This is a genomic window from Pantoea sp. SOD02, assembly GCF_024707505.1.
GTDB classification, from domain to species: Bacteria; Pseudomonadota; Gammaproteobacteria; order Enterobacterales; family Enterobacteriaceae; genus Pantoea; species Pantoea symbiotica.
The window spans coordinates 713,820-729,431 of the sequence record NZ_CP102605.1 but is presented as its reverse complement, the minus strand read 5'-3'; the positions used below and the strand labels follow the sequence as shown (position 1 = coordinate 729,431).

Genomic DNA, 15,612 nt, shown 5'->3' with positions numbered 1-15,612 from the left:
GATGTTTGATACCAAAATCGCCCTGATCGTACGTGATGATTTAGCTACCTGGCAGCGCCTGAATGTGGTGGCGTTTCTTGCCACCGGCGTGGCGTCCGCCGCACCCGAGATGATGGGCGAGCCCTATGTTGATGCCAAAGCGCGTCACTACGGCAATATGGCGGGCCAGCCGATGCTGGTGTTTGCGGGAGATTTATCCGGTTTGCAGCGCGCGCATCGTCAGGGGCTGGAGCGTGAGTTAACCATTATTCCTTACGTGGAAGCGATGTTCTCCACCGGCCACGACGCGGCGAACCGCGAAGTGTTTATGGCCGAGGATGCCGATAATTTGAATCTGGTCGGCATTGCGCTGCGCGGCCCGAAGAAGGCAGTGGATAAGGCGATTAAGGGATTGGCGTTGCACGGTTAAGAAGGGTGCGCATTTATGCGCACCTGAATTTATCCGCCACACTCAGCAACAAATCTTCCCGCCCACGCAGCGCCAGCAACTCCAGCCCAATCGGTAAACCTTCGGCGCTGAATCCTGCCGGAATGCTGATCGCCGGCGCGCCGGTCACCGCTGAAATTAGTGCGTTGCTGCCTTCCTGCATCTCGCCGTGCTTAACCGGCGCACGGCGCACCACTGGATAAGCCAGCAGATTAATCTGCTGCGCGGCGAAAAATTCAGCCAGCTGCAGATACAATTCGCGCTGACGCTGCTGTACCTGCTGATAACATTCACTCTCCACGCCCGGATGCTGCGCCCGCGTGGTAAACACCGTTTCCAGCTGCGGATGGTAACGTTTGGACGCCACCACTTCCGCCAGCGTGCGGCTCTGCGCCTGCGGTTTATCCGCCAGATACGCCGCAAGCGCACCGGCAAATTCGTAGCCGATGATATTGGCGTCGGCGGCCAACGTCTCCAGCTGCGGATAACTCACCTCACGCGGCGCGAAATCCACCAGCGCCGCGCGCACCGTCTGATTAATTTCGTCTTCATCGGCAGCAAAACCTTCCTGCCAGATGCCGATGCGCAGCGGCTCATCGCTTTCGGCAAACTGTTGCCCGCTCAAAATCTCAGAGGCTAAACGCAGATCCGCCGCCGACCGCGCCAGCGGGCCGGGAATATCCTGGGTTGGCGACAGCGGCACGATGCCGTCGGTGCTGATGGCGCCGCGCGTCATGCGCAGTCCGAACAATGCGTTAAAGGCCGCCGGAATGCGCACCGATCCGGCGGTATCGCTGCCGATCGCCAGCGGCACATAACCGGCCGCGACCGCCACGGCGGAACCGCTGCTCGATCCGCCCGGCGAGCGGCCTTCAACCCACGCATTGTGGGTAAAACCGCTCAACGACGACGCGCCGGTAATGCCTGCCGCCAGCTCATGCATGGCGGTTTTGCCGATCAGTATCGCGCCTGCTTTTCTCAGTCGAGTCACCAGCGGCGCATCATCGCTGGCGATAACCTCACGCAGCAGCACCGAACCGGCGCTGGTCGGCCAGCCTTGTACTTCAATATTGTCCTTGATCAGCACTGGAATCCCTTCCAGAGGTCCCGCCACTTCTCCGCGCTGACGACGCGCATCGCTGGCGTCCGCCGCCGCTAACGCCTGATCGGCAAACAGCCAGGTAATGGCGTTGTAGCGTGGCTGATCCACTTCGGCAATGCGTTGCAGCGCGAAGGTGGTTAACTGGCGAGCGCTCACCGTGCGCTGCGTCAGCGCCTGCTGTAAATCGTTAATCGAAGCGGTGAGATAATCAGCGTAGTGCATCAGGTTAATCCTCCAGCGGAATCCATTGCCCGTCGCGCGTGACGCGTCCGCACGAGTTGCCATTAAAGTGGGTGCTGAACCAGATTGCCTGATGTTGTGCGCACCAGTCCATCACGCGTTGCCTTGAAGTGACGGCCAGCGCTTTATCCTCGCAAAACAGCGAGTTCCAGTGCGGATACTGAAACTGGATGGCATTGTGCATCACGTCACCGGCAAAGATGGCCGATTCACCGGCGCTTTCCAGCACGATCGATGCATGATCGCCGCTGTGACCCGGCGTGGAGAGATAGCGCAGCACGCCAGCAAACAGCGGGGAATCCTGCACGTTGATAGTCTCCATCTGTCCGCTCGCGATCAGCGGCAGAATGCTATCGCGATAGAGCTCCTGCGCCGTCGGATTCTGCTGGCAATGCGCCAGTTCCCGCGCAGAGCAGATGTAGCGCGCATTCGGGAACATCGGCTGCCATTCACCGTCTTGTTGATGGGTGTTCCAGCCAACGTGATCGGTATGAATATGTGTCATCAGCACCAGCGTCACCTCCGCCGGATCAACGCCCGCGCGCGCCAGATTTTCGGCATACGGCGTATTCAGCTGATGGAACAGCGGTTTGTTATCGCGATTGCGGCCGTTGCCGGTGGCGGTATCGATGATGATGGTGTGTTCGCCGGTGCGCACCACCCAGCTGTGAATCGACATTTCAGCAGGTTGATTGGCTAATTCATCACTCATTTCCGCGCGATGCGGCGTAAACAGCACGCCCAGCGGGAAGGCAGCGGTTTGTTCGCTCACTTTGGTAATCCGGCAATCGCCGACGCGAATCGTCATGGGGTGCTCCTTATTGCCTGGTTGCAGCGAAGAAGCCTCACTATACTGGCGGTAAGATCATTATTTAAATCGATTAAAATCATGCAAGGCATCAACGAAAATGATTTTGCACGCATCGACCTGAATTTGCTGGTGGTGTTGCTGGTGATGTACGAGGTGCGCAGCGTCACGCTGGCGGCAAATCGGCTCTATCTTGGGCAACCGGCGGTGAGCGCGGCGTTAAAACGGCTGCGCGAGATGTTTGACGATCCGCTGTTTGTCCGCGCATCAAAGGGCATGACGCCAACGCCACGCGCCGAACAGTTGGTGCAGCAGTTCGCGCCGCTGATGCAGGATCTGCATCGCGTGATCTTCACGCAGCAGCCCTTTAACGCGGCAGAAGATAGCTACAGTTTTCGCATTGGCATGAGCGACTGGCTGGAACATTGGCTGATGCCGGATTTGCTGGCAGAACTGGCGCGCGTGGCGCCGAATGTTAATGTGAAAGTCATTGCCACCGATCCGTGGCAGGCGATTCCGCTGATGGAGCAGCAGCAAGCGGATGTGGTGATCACGGTCGGCAACGAAACCAGCCGCGATCTTACGCGTGAGAAGATCCTGCGTGCGGGTTTCAGCACGGTTTGGCACCGTGAGCAGATTCAACTCGATGCGCCTCTGACGCTGCAGCAGTTTGTTAGTTACGATCACGCGCTGGTGTCGTATCGCGGCGTAAGTGAAAGCGCGCTGGATCGGCAGTTGCAACAGCATGGAATGGCGCGGCGCGTGCGTTATGTGACGCCGAATTTCTCCGCGCTGCCGATGCTGCTGAAGCGTCTGCCGCTGTTCGCTACGGTGCCACAGGGTTTGGTGTCATCCTGGTGCGCGTTATATGACCTGAGCGCCGCGCCCGTGCCGGTGAGCATGCCGGATTATGAAGTGTCGCTGCTGTGGCATAACGCGCGCAGCGAAGATGCCGCCAACCTCTGGCTGCGGGATGTGTTGCGTGGGTTGATAATGAATAAGCCGATTGGATAAGGTCGCCATGAATTCCGTAGGGTCGCCATTTATGGCGACCGATATGCCGACCTGCTCGCTTACCACGGCACCACGCGCCCTAAATAATCCAGATAATGGATCCCGCGCCGTCCGGCGTAACTTTCCATGGCATTCAGCAGATTCGGGATGCTCTCCTCAATGGTCAGGCGCGCTTCCGGGCCGCCCATATCGGTGCGCACCCAGCCGGGTGCCATCAGCAATATCGTGCGTTCGCCGCCACTGCGCGCGGCGAAGCTACGCATAAACATATTCAGCGCCGCTTTGCTGCCGCGATACACCTCGTAATTGCCGTTGGTGTTGTTGGTCAAACTGCCTTGGCCGGATGACATCACGGCGATGGTGCCGCTGGCCGTGACGCAATCTTTAAAAGTCTCAATCACCCGCAGCGGGCTCAGCGCGTTGGTCACCATAACGCGGGTAAACTCCTCGGTTGAGACATCGGCGATGGTTTCGCGGTCGTCATTTTTCACGCCCGCGTTAACGAACAGCATATCGAATTGGCGATCCGCCAGCCGCGTATGCAGCGCTTTGACCTGTTCGGGTTCATTGATATCCACGCTTTCTACCCTGAGCTGTGCGGGGAAGCGATCGGCCAGTTGCTGTAAATTCCCGGTCGAGTTTTCACGTCCGGTGGCGACCACCTGATAACCGCGCTGCAGCATAGTTTCCGCCAGCGCCAAACCCAGTCCACGCGATGCGCCAATCAGTAAAATGTTCATATTGTTCTCCTCGGTGTTTGCGATGGATAGAGTGTAGCGCCGGTTGATGGCAGGCGGAATGCGCAGCATTGACAGTATTAACCTGCACCAAACGCCTTGTCTCGATGCGCACGATCGGCGAGGATAACCCGCATGAATGATGCCGATCTCAACCTGTTAATTGCTTTGGATGCGCTGCTGATTGAAGGCAGCGTGATTGGCGCTGCGCGTCGCTTAGGGTTAAGCGAATCGGCGATGAGCCGCACACTTGGACGCTTACGCGCCACCACCGGCGATGCGCTGTTAGTGCGCGCCGGACGCAACATGGTGCTGACACCTTATGCTGAAGCGCTCCGCGAGCGCACCCATCACACGGTGCGCGAAGCGCGTGCGGTGTTAAGCCCGACGGCGCAGTCGCTGGATCTACGTCAGCTGGATCGCTGTTTTACCTTGCGCACCAATGAGGGATTCGTCGAAGCCTTTGGCAGCGAGCTGATCGCAGCCGTGGCTGAACAAGCGCCGCACGCGTGGCTCAGTTTTGTGCCCAAGCCCGAGAAAAGCGCGCGCGATTTGCGCGAAGGCAACATCGATTTGGAGATTGGCGTGCTGGGCAATATGGGCCCGGAGATTCGTTTACAGGCGCTGTTTCGCGATGACTTTGTTGGCGTGGTGCGCGCCGGACATCCGCTCACGCAGCAGCTGGATATCGCCCAGTTCGCCGCTTTTGGTCATATTGTGGCGTCACGGCGCGGTGAGCTGGGTGGGCCGATTCATGATGCGTTGCAGCAGGCCGGATTGACACGCAAGGTCGCGGCGCTGGTACCGGCATTTTCCAGCGCGGTGGCGCTGGCGCAGGAATCGGATCTCGTCGCCTTAGTGCCGCGTTCGCTGTTTCTGCATCATCCGCTGATCAAAAACAGCACTACCTTAGCGATGTTTGAACTGCCGTTCGCCACGCCGGAAATGACCGTGTCACAGCTGTGGCATCCGCGACTGGAAAATGATGCCGCGCACCGCTGGCTGCGTGGCGTGGTTAAACACGTTTGTCAGCCGCCGCGCACTGAACCGCGCCACACCACATCGGCCTGATACAGCAAGCTGTCGTGCTGCTGTTCACCTTGCGGCGTGAAGCCGGTTTCATCCTGCTCAGTTTGTATCAGCCACTTCACCGCATCCTGCGCGAACTGCTCAACCGGCTGGGAAAAGGTGGTGAGATTGTAGGAAGACCAGCCAGCCTGCGCGATATTGTCGTAGCCGATTAAACAGAGATCTTCCGGCACGCGCAGGGCAAAGCGGTGCCGCGCCTCATCCATAAACCCGCAGGCCACCAAATCGGTGACGCAAAACACGCCGTCCGGCCGCTGATGGCGCGTTAGCAAGCGGTGCGCCAGGATTTGGCCGCTCTCGTAAGAGGTGGTACCAAAACGTTCGAGAGTTACGGTTAATCCTGCCCGTTCGGCGGCCATGACGAAGGCGACTTCACGCTTTTTCAGGCTCGGCGTGCCCGCCAGCGAATTGGCAAATGCCAGATGCTGGCAACCAGCGCGCTGAAACGCCATCACCGCAGTTTGTGCAGCGCTCTCTGCATCGAGATTGATGCTAAGCGAACCTGGCAACGCTTCATCGCGGTTGATCAAAATGATGCGCTGGCCGTGCTTATAACACTGGCGCGTGATGGTGCGATCCGGCATGCCGGAGAGAATGATCGAGGCATCGGCGCGGAAATTAATCGCCTGCTGCAGCGCCGCTGAAACGCTGTTATCCGAACGATCGGTGTTGATCAGCATCGCCACTTTGCCTGCTTCCTGCAAAAATTGCGTCAGCCAGCGCACCAGGCTGGCGCGATAGGGCGTGGCAATTTCCGAGACGATCAGGCAGACAATACTGCTGCGATTGCTTACCAGACCACGCGCCAGATGATTGACGTGATAACCCAACTCTTCCGCCGCCTTCATCACCCGTTCACGCGTCGCCGGTGACACGCTGGCGCCCGGCGTAAACGCGCGCGATACCGCCGAGCGCGAAACGCCCGCGCGCTCAGCGACATCCTGCGCACTGACCACCGCTTTCTCATGATGCATGCTCAACACCTCTTCACAATCTGGCTGCCACTGAGTCTGCCTCAGATTGCAAAGCTGTGCAAACCGCTTTGGATCTCATTTGTTGCATTTTTGTGACATCGACTAACAATTGCGCAGTGTGGTGTTTGACAGGACATTTCTTGTTCATTACTACTTTGCACACACGTGCAAGAAAAGGTGCCAATGAAGCACCAACCCTACAATCCAGGAGAACACTATGCGAGTCACCTCAATGGCCATCGCGCTATCCCTCTGTTGCACTGCACTGCCGTTTGCCGCCTCGGCGGCGGGAAATCTGAATATGGTCTGCTCCGCCGATGTGGTGGTGTGCGAACACATGACCAACATCTTCAGCAAGGCGCATCCGGATATCAAAGTCAGCATGGTGCGCCTCTCGGCGGGCGAAGCCTATGCACGGCTGCGCAGCGAAGCACGTAATCCGCGCACCGATATCTGGTGGGCAGGCACCGGCGATCCACATATGCAGGCAGCGGAAGAGGGGCTGACGCAGCCGTACAAATCGCCGCTGCTCGATCAGCAGCAGGACTGGGCGCAGAAGCAGGCGGAAAACTCCAGTTACCGCACGGTGGGCATTTACGCTGGTGCGCTCGGTTGGGGTTACAACACCAAACTGCTGGAATCGAAAAAGCTGAAAGAACCGAAATGCTGGGCCGATCTGCTGGACCCAAGCTTCAAAGGCGAGATTCAGATCGCCAACCCGAACTCGTCGGGTACCGCCTACAACACGCTGGCAACGCTGGTGCAGATCATGGGTGAGGATAAGGCCTTTGATTACCTGAAAAAGCTTAACGCCAATATTTCGCAATACACCAAATCGGGCTCGGCGCCGGTGAAATCGGCGGCTCGCGGTGAAACCACCGTCGGCATCGTGTTTATGCACGATGCGGTAGCGATGGAAGTGGATGGTTTCCCGATCAAGACCGTCGCGCCGTGTGAAGGCACCGGCTATGAGATTGGCTCGATGTCGATTGTCAAAGGGGCGCGCAACCTCGCCAACGCTAAAGTCTGGTACGACTGGGCGCTGAGCGCCGAAGCGCAATCGCATATGAAAGAGGCCAAATCCTTCCAGCTGCCGTCGAACCGTAATGCCGAGATTTCGCAGTACGCGCCGCGCTTTGAGAACATCAAATTGATTGATTACGACTTCAAAACCTACGGCGATTCGGCCAAACGTAAAGCGTTGTTGGGACGTTGGGATAAAGAGATCGGTGCCAGCGCGCAGTGAGATCGGTGCGGTTTGTGGGACGGTCGCCATAAATGGCGACCCTACAAAACCCGGTAATACCCCGTAGGGTCGCCATTTATGGCGACCTGGTTAAGCACCGCACAAAAACCCGAATTCGAGGTATGTGATGAATGCAAATAATCGCCGTCTGACAGGCGCGCTGATCATCGGCGCAGTAGCGTTACTGCTGCTGCCGTGGTTCAGCCTGGAAGCCGGTTTCTTCAGCAGCGGCTGGTTAACCAGCCTGTGGAACGACAGCGCCAACGCGCCCGCGCTGTGGCAAGTGGGCGAACATCCTTGGCTTGCCATTGCCATCGCGCTGTTCGTGCTGTGCGCCGGTTGCGGCATCTTGCCGGGCGCGCAGCGCAGCCGTTTGCTGCTGCTGTTCAGCGCACTTGGCGTACTGTTCCTCATCATTGAAGGCCACGCCATTGGCTACAGCGGCTGGAGCTGGCTGTGGCTGGAAAATCGCTTCGGCGCGCTCGCATCGGGCCAACCGGCGATGGGCGCGGGTGCGCTGCTGTTGCTGACCACTTTCCTGCTGCTGTTTTCCTTCGCACTAGCCGAACGCGGCGTGATGAAAGGCGACGCCTTTGTGGTGGCGTCGTTGGTGCTGCTTACGGCGCTGGTGAGCATCTTCGTACTCTATCCGGTCCTCAGCATGTTTGTGGTGTCGGTGCAGGACGTGGACGGCAGCTTCAAGCCGGATGGCTTAATCAGCAACATTCAGGACCCGTCGATCTGGAGCCTGTCCTGTTTGTCGGGCGGCACCTGCGGCACCGCGTGGCGCACCTTGTGGCTGGCGCTGATGACTGCCGCTGGTTCAACGCTGCTCGGTCTGGCGTTTGCCTTAGCCGCCACGCGCACGCCGCTGCCGTTTAAGAAAGCGCTGCGCATGTTGACCATTCTGCCGATCATCACGCCACCGTTTGTAATTGGCCTGGCGCTGATCCTGCTGTTTGGCCGCTCCGGCGTGGTGACGGAACATCTGGCGGCGCTGTTTGGCATCGAACCGGGCCGCTGGCTGTATGGCTTAACCGGCATCTGGATCGCGCAGGTTTTATCGTTCACGCCGATTGCGTTTCTGGTGCTGATTGGCGTGGTGGAAGGCGTCAGTCCGTCGCTGGAAGAGGCGTCACAAACGCTGCGCGCCAATCGCTGGCGCACCTTCACGCGCGTCTCGCTGCCGTTGATGGCACCGGGTTTAGCCAACGCCTTTCTGATTAGTTTTATCGAAAGCATGGCCGATTTCGGTAACCCGATGGTGCTGGGCGGCAGCCACGGCGTGCTCTCCACTGAGATCTTCTTCTCGGTTGTTGGCGCGCAGAACGATCCGAGCCGCGCAGCGGTGCTGGCGATGATTCTGCTGTGCTTCACGCTGACGGCCTTTGTGCTGCAGCGCTGGTGGCTCGGCGGCAAGAACTTCGCTACCGTCACCGGTAAAGGCGACGGCGGCAAACATGTGCAGCTGCCGCGCGCGCTGCGCTTTGGCGTTTACGGCATGGTGATTCCGTGGGGCCTGTTCACGCTGGTGATCTACGGCATGATTGTGGTCGGCGGCTTTGTACAGTCGTGGGGATTGAATGATGCGCTGACCATCGAGCATTACGTGCGCGCCTTCGGCGTCAGCTTCAGCGATGGGCATCTGCTGTGGAGCGGTGTGGCGTGGAACTCGTTCTGGACCACACTAGAGATCGCGCTGATTGCCGCACCGCTAACGGCGATTGTCGGCCTGCTCACCGCATGGCTGATTGTGCGTCAAAAGTTCGCCGGTCGTCAGACCTTCGAGTTCCTGCTGATGCTGAGCTTCGCCATTCCCGGCACCGTTATCGGCGTAAGTTATGTGATGGCGTATAACCTGCCGCCGCTGGAGATCACCGGCACCGCGATGATCCTCGTCGCCTGCTTTGTGTTCCGCAACATGCCGGTTGGCGTGCGCGGCGGCATCGCGGCGATGAGTCAGCTGGATAAAAGTCTTGATGAAGCTTCATTAACACTCGGCGCTAACAGCTTCCGCACGCTGCGCAAAGTGGTGCTGCCGCTGCTGAAACCGGCGATCAGCGCCGCGCTGGTCTACGCCTTCGTACGCGCCATCACCTCGATCAGCGCGGTGATCTTCCTCGTGAGCGCGCAATACAACATGGCAACCTCTTACATCGTCGGGTTGGTGGAAAACGGCGAATACGGTGTGGCGATTGCTTACTCAACCGTCTTGATTGTGGTGATGCTAGCGATCATCGGCATGTTCCAGTGGCTGGTGGGCGAACGGCGTCTGCGCCGCGTGGCCCGTCCGGTCGATATGGCAATTCCGCCAGCTTCAACTTCCTTAACCCAGGAGAGAGCCGTATGACACGCGTAACCGCTGGATCTGTGGTGTTTGAACACGTTTCGAAACGCTTTGCCGGTTTTGATGCAATTCCCGATCTCTCGCTGACGGTGGAGCCGGGCACGCTAGTGACGCTGCTGGGTCCGTCCGGCTGCGGCAAAACCACCACGCTGCGGCTGCTGGCCGGGCTGGAGCATCCCACTACCGGGCGCATTTTGATTGGCGGCAAAGATGTCACCAACCTGCCCGCTAACGAGCGCGACGTGGCGATGGTGTTTCAGTCTTACGCGCTGTTCCCGCACATGAGCGCGCTCGACAACATCATGTATGGCTTGCAGTCGTCGGGCATGAATAAGCGTGAAGCGCAGGACCGCGCGCGTGGAGGATTGAAGCTGGTGGGCCTCGAACATCAGGGCCAGCGATTGCCATCCGAGCTTTCCGGCGGGCAGCAACAGCGCATTGCGGTGGCGCGCGCGCTGGTGCTGGAGCCGCAGGTGCTGCTGCTGGATGAGCCGCTCTCCAATCTTGATGAGCGTTTGCGTCGCCGCGTGCGTACCGATATCCGCGACTTGCAACAGCGGCTCGGCTTCACGGCGGTGTACGTCACGCACGATCAGGAAGAAGCGCTGGCGGTCTCCGATAAGATTATTGTCATGAAAGAGGGTGATATTGCCCAGCAGGGCGCGCCGGAAAGTCTCTATCACGCGCCGAACTCGGTGTTTATCGCCGACTTTATGGGCGAGGCCAATATTCTGCCGTGCGAAGTGGAGCAGCTTGATGGCAGCGAAGCGCTGGTGCGGCTTGGCAGCCAGCGCTATCGCGTGCGCGGCAACGGTTTGAAAACCGGCGCGGCACAGCTGTCGGTGCGACCGCAGTTTATTACGCTGCGCGGAGAAGGCGCGGGCGCACTGCGCGGCGAAGTGACGCACAGCACGTGGCTCGGCGACCATATCGAATATGAAGTCGCTACCGAATTGGGGTCGCTATTTATTGTCGATGCCGAAATGGAGCAGCAGCTGCCGCTGGCATCGAACGTCGCGATTGATTTTAAACCTCAGGGTTTGGCCCTGATTGCCGGTTAATTTAAGGATGGATGATGAGTGAATTAGACAATGACCCGCTGTTATCGCGCCTGATTTTAGCGGAGAAGGTGGCACGCGCCGGCGGCGCGAAGGCGCTGGAGTATTTCCATCAGCGCGACACTTTAGTGGTGGAGACCAAATACGATTTGCAGGATGTGGTGTCTCGCGCTGACCGCGAAGTGGAACAGATGATCGACCAGCAGATTCGCGCACAGTTTGCCGACGACGGTTTCCTCGGCGAAGAGTACGGTTTGCAGGAAGGGTCATCGGGTTATACGTGGGTGGTTGATCCGATCGATGGCACCAGCCCGTTCCTTAACGGCATGCCGAACTGGTGCGTGTCCGTTGCGGTGCTGCACGACGGCGTGCCGGTGATTGGCGTGATTTTCGCGCCCACTTATCAGGAATGTTACGTCGCCGCTCTTGGTCAGGGTGCGACGCTTAACGGCAAGCGCTTGCAGGTGGATGCCAGTCGCACGCTGCAAAATCATGTCACCGGTTTTGGTGCCAACAGCCACGTTAGCCCGGATGAAGTGGGGAAAATCCTTGCGTCGCTGCTGGCGGCGGGCGGGAATTTTATTCGCATTGGATCGGGTGCATTGATGCTGGCGTGGGTCGCGGCCGGGCGCGTGGTGGGTTATTACGAGCCGTATATGCATGCGTGGGATTGTCTGGCCGGTTATTGCCTGGTGAAAGAGGCGGGCGGCTGGTATCACCCGTTCAACACCGAAGGCGAACGTTTGCTGAAAGGCGCGCAGGTGCTGGCGGTTGCGCCGGGTGCGGAAGCGGATTTGAAGCGGATTGCCGGGTTGTGATGTTGGTTGAGGTCGCCATGAATGGCGACCCTACAAAAACGCGCAGAATCGTCGTAGGGTCGCCATTTATGGCGACCTCCCATCAAACCAGAATAAATTCCCGATAACCCGACCAAATCACATAGATCGCGAAATAGACAAAAATCAACGCGGAAGCGAGATAGGAATACTTCAACAAACGCTGCCCAAGCAACTTGCCGCCCATGCTGCCGACCAGGCACAGCACGCAGGTCCATACCACGCCAGCAATAAAGAAGCCGCCGAGGAAGGATGTAGTTGCCGCCGCGCTGCCGTGTCCCATGCGAGAAATCAACGCACCGCCGACGCTGGCAAACCACAAAATCGCGGTCGGTGATGACATCGCCAGCATCACGCCCCGACTGAACTCGCGCAGCAGCGATCGATAGGGTTGCTGTTCGGTTTCCGGCAGTGCAGCCTGCTTCTGTAACGCCGCATACAGCATTTTTCCGGCAAACCACAGCAACAGCACACCGCCGCCAATCCACAGCACCCAACGTACGGCGGTGAACTGCAACACAATCGCCATACCCGCCAGCGCCAGCAGTGCATAGATTAAGTCACCGATGCAGGTGCCAATCCCCAACCAAAAACCGTGAAAATAGCCGCGTTGCATCGCCAGCGTGATCATGGCGATATTGGCGAGACCGATATCAAGGCACAACGACAAACTCAGCAGAAAACCATTTGAAAACTGCAGCATAGCAACGTCAGCATCCCTGGCTTGAAAAGTGAGCTGTATTAAAGCATGCCGGGAAAACGCAGTAATAATAAGAATTACGCATTTGAGGTCTTTCGGCTGACAGGTTTGGAGGTAATCGTGCTCTAACGGCGGATAAATCCCCGATAATGTGAACACGATCACGTCCGTTCGGCGCGAATCAAAGCAATCCCACTATAGTCGTAAAGCGGACTGCATCATCGACCGCAATCACAATAAAAAATCCAACGCGACTAACGCTTTCTATAAAGAACATTCCGATTATGGTGGGTACCACAATGAAAAATCACAATAAATCCGTGTCTGGCGGTTTGGCGTCACGTCTAAGCGTGGCATTATCGCTAGCTGTTTTCACATTAGCGGGAAGTGCAATGGCAACTGCAGCGGAACATCACAACCAAACGGCCTTAGTGGGCACATGGACCAGCATCCCGGATGCGCCGTTAGTGCAAAATCCGGGTCATCCCAGCGAAGGCTTGTACCGTTTGAAGGTCAATAGCGACGGCACCCTGACGCCGCTCGATTTCATCAAAATGAAAAGCCCATCATGGATTGTGAAATCGCACGATGGGCGTTTTGCCTACACCACCAATGAAGAGAACGCCGGTGCGGTAACTGCGCTGGCGATTGATCACAGCGGCAAGGTTCGCGTGATTAACGCGGTGGATAGCCACGGGCAGCAGCCGACGCATGCCACCATCAGCCCGGACGGTAAATTCCTGTTTGTCGCCAACTATTCAGTGGCCAAAGGCGGCGCCAGCGTGGCGGTGTTCCCGATTCATCATGACGGTTCGCTCGGCGAGCAGACGCAGAATTTCCCGTTTGCCAGCGGAAGCGGTGCGGTGAAAGATCGTCAGGATAGCGGCCACGCGCACTCCACCACCTTTACGCATGATGGCAAATACCTTTACGCCGCGGATCTCGGCGGCGACAAACTGCACGCTTATGCCTATCACGCGGGCAAAACTCAGCCGCTGGTCGCCGATACCTCGCGCGATGTCACCTTCCCAGCCGGTTCTGGCCCGCGTCACATGGTATTTTCCCCGGATGGCAAACACGCTTATGTCACCACCGAAATGGCCGGTGAAGTGGTGGTGTTTGCGGTGAAGGACGATCGTTTGGAGCAGCAGACTAAGGTCAAACTGAACACGGAAAACAGCAGCGCCGAGTATCGCAGCGGCGGCGGCATTATCCTTAGCCCGAACGGCAAGTTTGTGATTGCGGCTAATCGCGGCTCGGATAACAGCTTAGTGGTGTTTAAAATTGAGCAGGATGGTTCACTGGGAACGCCGGTGCGCTACAAAGCGGATGGCATTGAACCGCGTGCTTTCGCCTTTGATGCCAGCGGCAAATACCTGTATGTGGCGAACGTGTTCACCAATAACATTACGATGTTCCATTTCGATGTGGAGACCGGTGCGTTAAAAGCCGCAGGTGAAGTGGCGAAGATCGCCACGCCAACGGATATTAAGTTTTTTAATTGAGTTTTGTAGGGTCGCCATTTATGGCGACCGTGCACCATATGAGTGCTTATTGCCATTTAACCGTGCGCATATTTTTCTGAAACGTCGTAATTAATCGCCGAAATACGGCATTCTGCGGCTTGTTAATTATTTGGCCCACTTCTTGCTTCATAAAAAATAACGCCCCAACGATGTGGCAACCCTCTTGTTAATGCAGACAACGCCGTCTGCCGATTCGCTTTTATTCTCTCCGGCCTCCCGGAAACACTCCAATTTGACCCTTCCCTTTCAAGAGGTTGCTATGGCTATTAGTCGTCGTTCATTTATCCAGGGTTCAGCAGTTTCGGCGTTAGGCCTGGCAGCGGGCGTTGCGCCTAAATTTACTTTCGCCGCCGACAGCAAAGACGCGATTAAAATCGCCAGTATTCTCGACTTATCCGGCGGGCTCGATATCTACGGCAAGCCAATGTCGAACGCGATTAATTTGGCGGCGGAAGAGATTAATGCGGCAGGGGGATTATTAGGTCGCCCGTTGCAGGTGATTAATTACGATGCGCAATCCAACATGCAGCTTTATGCGCAATATGCGCAGCAGGCGGCGTTGAAAGATAAAGTGGCGGTGGTGCACGGCGGCATTACCTCGGCTTCGCGCGAGGTTATTCGTCCGGTGCTGGATCGTTTTCGTTCGCTCTATTTTTACCCGGCGCAATATGAAGGCGGCGTGTGCGATCGCAACTATTTCTCTTCCGGTTCTACCCCGGCGCAAACCGTGGAAAAACTGGTGCCTTACGCGGTGAAGAAGTGGGGCAAAAAAGTCTACGTGCTGGCAGCGGATTATAACTACGGCCAAATCGTCTCGGCGTGGGTGAAAAAGTCGGTGCACGATAACGGCGGTGAAGTGATGGCGGTTGAATTCTTCCCGCTGGATGTCACCGATTTTGGCGCAGCGATCTCCAAAATCCAGAGCGCCAAACCCGACATGGTGTGGTCAGCGCTGGTCGGTGGCGCGCACATCTCCTTCTATCGCCAGTGGCATGCGGCCGGTATGAGCGGCAAGATCCCGATTGCCTCCACGGTGTTTGGCGGCGGCAACGAACACATCATTCTGTCACCGGAAGAGAGCAACGGCATTCTGGTGGCCGCCAACTATATGCAGGAAATCCCCTCGCCGGAAAACAAAGCCTTCGTCGAGCGATTCCATGCGCGTTACGGCGCGAATACGCCGTACATCAGCGACCTCGCGATGGGCGCTTATCAGGGCATGTTGATCTGGGCGGAAGGGGTGCGCAAAGCGGGCGATATCGATCGCATGAAGGTGATTGAGGCGCTGGAGTCCGGCGTCACGCTGACCTCGCCGAGCGGCAAGCTGAGCGTCGATCCGGCCACGCATCACTGTTCGCTGGATGTGCATATCGCTGAAGTAGAAAACCATCAGATGAAAATTCTGGAAACCTTCACCGATCAAGCGCCGGTGGATACCGCGATGGTGTGCGATCTGAAGAAAAATCCGCGCGATACCAAACAGTATCAAATTGAGCTGTAACAGGAGC

General features: G+C 57.6%; 14 protein-coding genes. 9 read left to right on the top strand and 5 right to left on the bottom strand.

The genetic code is table 11. From position 1 onward, the window contains the following. Position 1 precedes the first annotated feature (1 nt). Entirely contained in the window at positions 2–409 is a 408-nt protein-coding gene (locus NR302_RS22870) for a DUF2000 family protein (RefSeq protein WP_258145410.1), read from the top strand. Positions 410–422: 13 nt separating this feature from the next. On the opposite strand, the gene NR302_RS22865 is transcribed toward NR302_RS22870, so the two are convergent. Together NR302_RS22865 and NR302_RS22860 are read right to left on the bottom strand one after the other, a co-directional pair. Beyond that, positions 423–1,751, bottom strand: coding sequence for an amidase (locus NR302_RS22865; protein ID WP_258145409.1), 1,329 nt, complete (start codon positions 1,749–1,751; stop codon positions 423–425). Between the two features lie 4 nt (positions 1,752–1,755). After that, a complete protein-coding gene (locus tag NR302_RS22860) occupies positions 1,756–2,577 on the bottom strand; it encodes an MBL fold metallo-hydrolase (protein ID WP_258145408.1) in 822 nt (273 codons plus the stop codon). 81 nt (positions 2,578–2,658) lie between these two features. On the opposite strand from NR302_RS22860, the gene NR302_RS22855 reads away from it, so the two are divergent. Continuing rightward, the gene (locus NR302_RS22855; protein WP_258145407.1) at positions 2,659–3,591 is read left to right on the top strand and encodes a LysR family transcriptional regulator; all 933 of its coding nucleotides are present in this window, start codon (positions 2,659–2,661) and stop codon (positions 3,589–3,591) included. A gap of 59 nt (positions 3,592–3,650) precedes the next feature. On the opposite strand, the gene NR302_RS22850 is transcribed toward NR302_RS22855, so the two are convergent. Next, positions 3,651–4,331, bottom strand: a complete 681-nt coding sequence (locus tag NR302_RS22850) for an SDR family NAD(P)-dependent oxidoreductase (protein WP_258145406.1) — start codon at positions 4,329–4,331, stop codon at positions 3,651–3,653. Positions 4,332–4,463: 132 nt separating this feature from the next. Here NR302_RS22850 and NR302_RS22845 point away from each other — a divergent pair, with 132 nt between their 5' ends. Then, positions 4,464–5,399 (top strand): LysR family transcriptional regulator, encoded by a 936-nt coding sequence (locus NR302_RS22845; RefSeq protein ID WP_258145405.1) that lies wholly within the window; start codon positions 4,464–4,466, stop codon positions 5,397–5,399. Here NR302_RS22845 and NR302_RS22840 read toward each other — a convergent pair. Further along, on the bottom strand, positions 5,357–6,391 hold the full coding sequence (locus tag NR302_RS22840) for a LacI family DNA-binding transcriptional regulator (RefSeq protein WP_258145404.1): 1,035 nt from the start codon (positions 6,389–6,391) through the stop codon (positions 5,357–5,359). The genes NR302_RS22845 and NR302_RS22840 overlap by 43 nt on opposite strands. A gap of 217 nt (positions 6,392–6,608) precedes the next feature. Here NR302_RS22840 and NR302_RS22835 point away from each other — a divergent pair, with 217 nt between their 5' ends. From NR302_RS22835 to NR302_RS22820, 4 genes are all read left to right on the top strand, one after another. Then, complete coding sequence (locus NR302_RS22835; RefSeq protein WP_258145403.1) at positions 6,609–7,637, top strand: ABC transporter substrate-binding protein; 1,029 nt, start codon at positions 6,609–6,611, stop codon at positions 7,635–7,637. A 127-nt stretch (positions 7,638–7,764) separates the two neighbouring features. Then, the gene (locus NR302_RS22830) at positions 7,765–9,987 is read left to right on the top strand and encodes an iron ABC transporter permease (RefSeq protein ID WP_258145402.1); all 2,223 of its coding nucleotides are present in this window, start codon (positions 7,765–7,767) and stop codon (positions 9,985–9,987) included. Then, the gene (locus NR302_RS22825; protein WP_258145401.1) at positions 9,984–11,045 is read left to right on the top strand and encodes an ABC transporter ATP-binding protein; all 1,062 of its coding nucleotides are present in this window, start codon (positions 9,984–9,986) and stop codon (positions 11,043–11,045) included. The genes NR302_RS22830 and NR302_RS22825 overlap by 4 nt, the downstream gene beginning before the upstream one ends. 14 nt (positions 11,046–11,059) lie before the next feature. Then, positions 11,060–11,860 (top strand): inositol monophosphatase family protein, encoded by an 801-nt coding sequence (locus NR302_RS22820; RefSeq protein WP_008109393.1) that lies wholly within the window; start codon positions 11,060–11,062, stop codon positions 11,858–11,860. 82 nt (positions 11,861–11,942) lie between these two features. Here the strand turns inward: NR302_RS22820 and NR302_RS22815 are convergent, their stop codons facing one another. Further along, positions 11,943–12,581 carry a LysE family translocator gene (locus NR302_RS22815; protein WP_258145400.1) on the bottom strand — a complete coding sequence of 213 codons (639 nt, stop codon included), beginning with the start codon at positions 12,579–12,581 and terminating at the stop codon, positions 11,943–11,945. A gap of 281 nt (positions 12,582–12,862) precedes the next feature. Here NR302_RS22815 and NR302_RS22810 point away from each other — a divergent pair, with 281 nt between their 5' ends. Then, entirely contained in the window at positions 12,863–14,083 is a 1,221-nt protein-coding gene (locus tag NR302_RS22810) for a lactonase family protein (RefSeq protein ID WP_258145399.1), read from the top strand. Between the two features lie 280 nt (positions 14,084–14,363). Further along, on the top strand, positions 14,364–15,605 hold the full coding sequence (locus tag NR302_RS22805) for an ABC transporter substrate-binding protein (protein ID WP_258145398.1): 1,242 nt from the start codon (positions 14,364–14,366) through the stop codon (positions 15,603–15,605). Positions 15,606–15,612: the final 7 nt, after the last annotated feature.

Coding starts and splice junctions, on each gene's coding strand:
- NR302_RS22830 (WP_258145402.1), top strand. CDS start 7,765: ATGAATGCAAATAATCGCCGTCTGACAGGCGCGCTGATCATCGGCGCA.
- NR302_RS22845 (WP_258145405.1), top strand. CDS start 4,464: ATGAATGATGCCGATCTCAACCTGTTAATTGCTTTGGATGCGCTGCTG.
- NR302_RS22840 (WP_258145404.1), bottom strand. CDS start 6,391: ATGCATCATGAGAAAGCGGTGGTCAGTGCGCAGGATGTCGCTGAGCGC.
- NR302_RS22825 (WP_258145401.1), top strand. CDS start 9,984: ATGACACGCGTAACCGCTGGATCTGTGGTGTTTGAACACGTTTCGAAA.
- NR302_RS22810 (WP_258145399.1), top strand. CDS start 12,863: ATGGTGGGTACCACAATGAAAAATCACAATAAATCCGTGTCTGGCGGT.
- NR302_RS22860 (WP_258145408.1), bottom strand. CDS start 2,577: ATGACGATTCGCGTCGGCGATTGCCGGATTACCAAAGTGAGCGAACAA.
- NR302_RS22855 (WP_258145407.1), top strand. CDS start 2,659: ATGCAAGGCATCAACGAAAATGATTTTGCACGCATCGACCTGAATTTG.
- NR302_RS22835 (WP_258145403.1), top strand. CDS start 6,609: ATGCGAGTCACCTCAATGGCCATCGCGCTATCCCTCTGTTGCACTGCA.
- NR302_RS22805 (WP_258145398.1), top strand. CDS start 14,364: ATGGCTATTAGTCGTCGTTCATTTATCCAGGGTTCAGCAGTTTCGGCG.
- NR302_RS22815 (WP_258145400.1), bottom strand. CDS start 12,581: ATGCTGCAGTTTTCAAATGGTTTTCTGCTGAGTTTGTCGTTGTGCCTT.
- NR302_RS22820 (WP_008109393.1), top strand. CDS start 11,060: ATGAGTGAATTAGACAATGACCCGCTGTTATCGCGCCTGATTTTAGCG.
- NR302_RS22865 (WP_258145409.1), bottom strand. CDS start 1,751: ATGCACTACGCTGATTATCTCACCGCTTCGATTAACGATTTACAGCAG.
- NR302_RS22870 (WP_258145410.1), top strand. CDS start 2: ATGTTTGATACCAAAATCGCCCTGATCGTACGTGATGATTTAGCTACC.
- NR302_RS22850 (WP_258145406.1), bottom strand. CDS start 4,331: ATGAACATTTTACTGATTGGCGCATCGCGTGGACTGGGTTTGGCGCTG.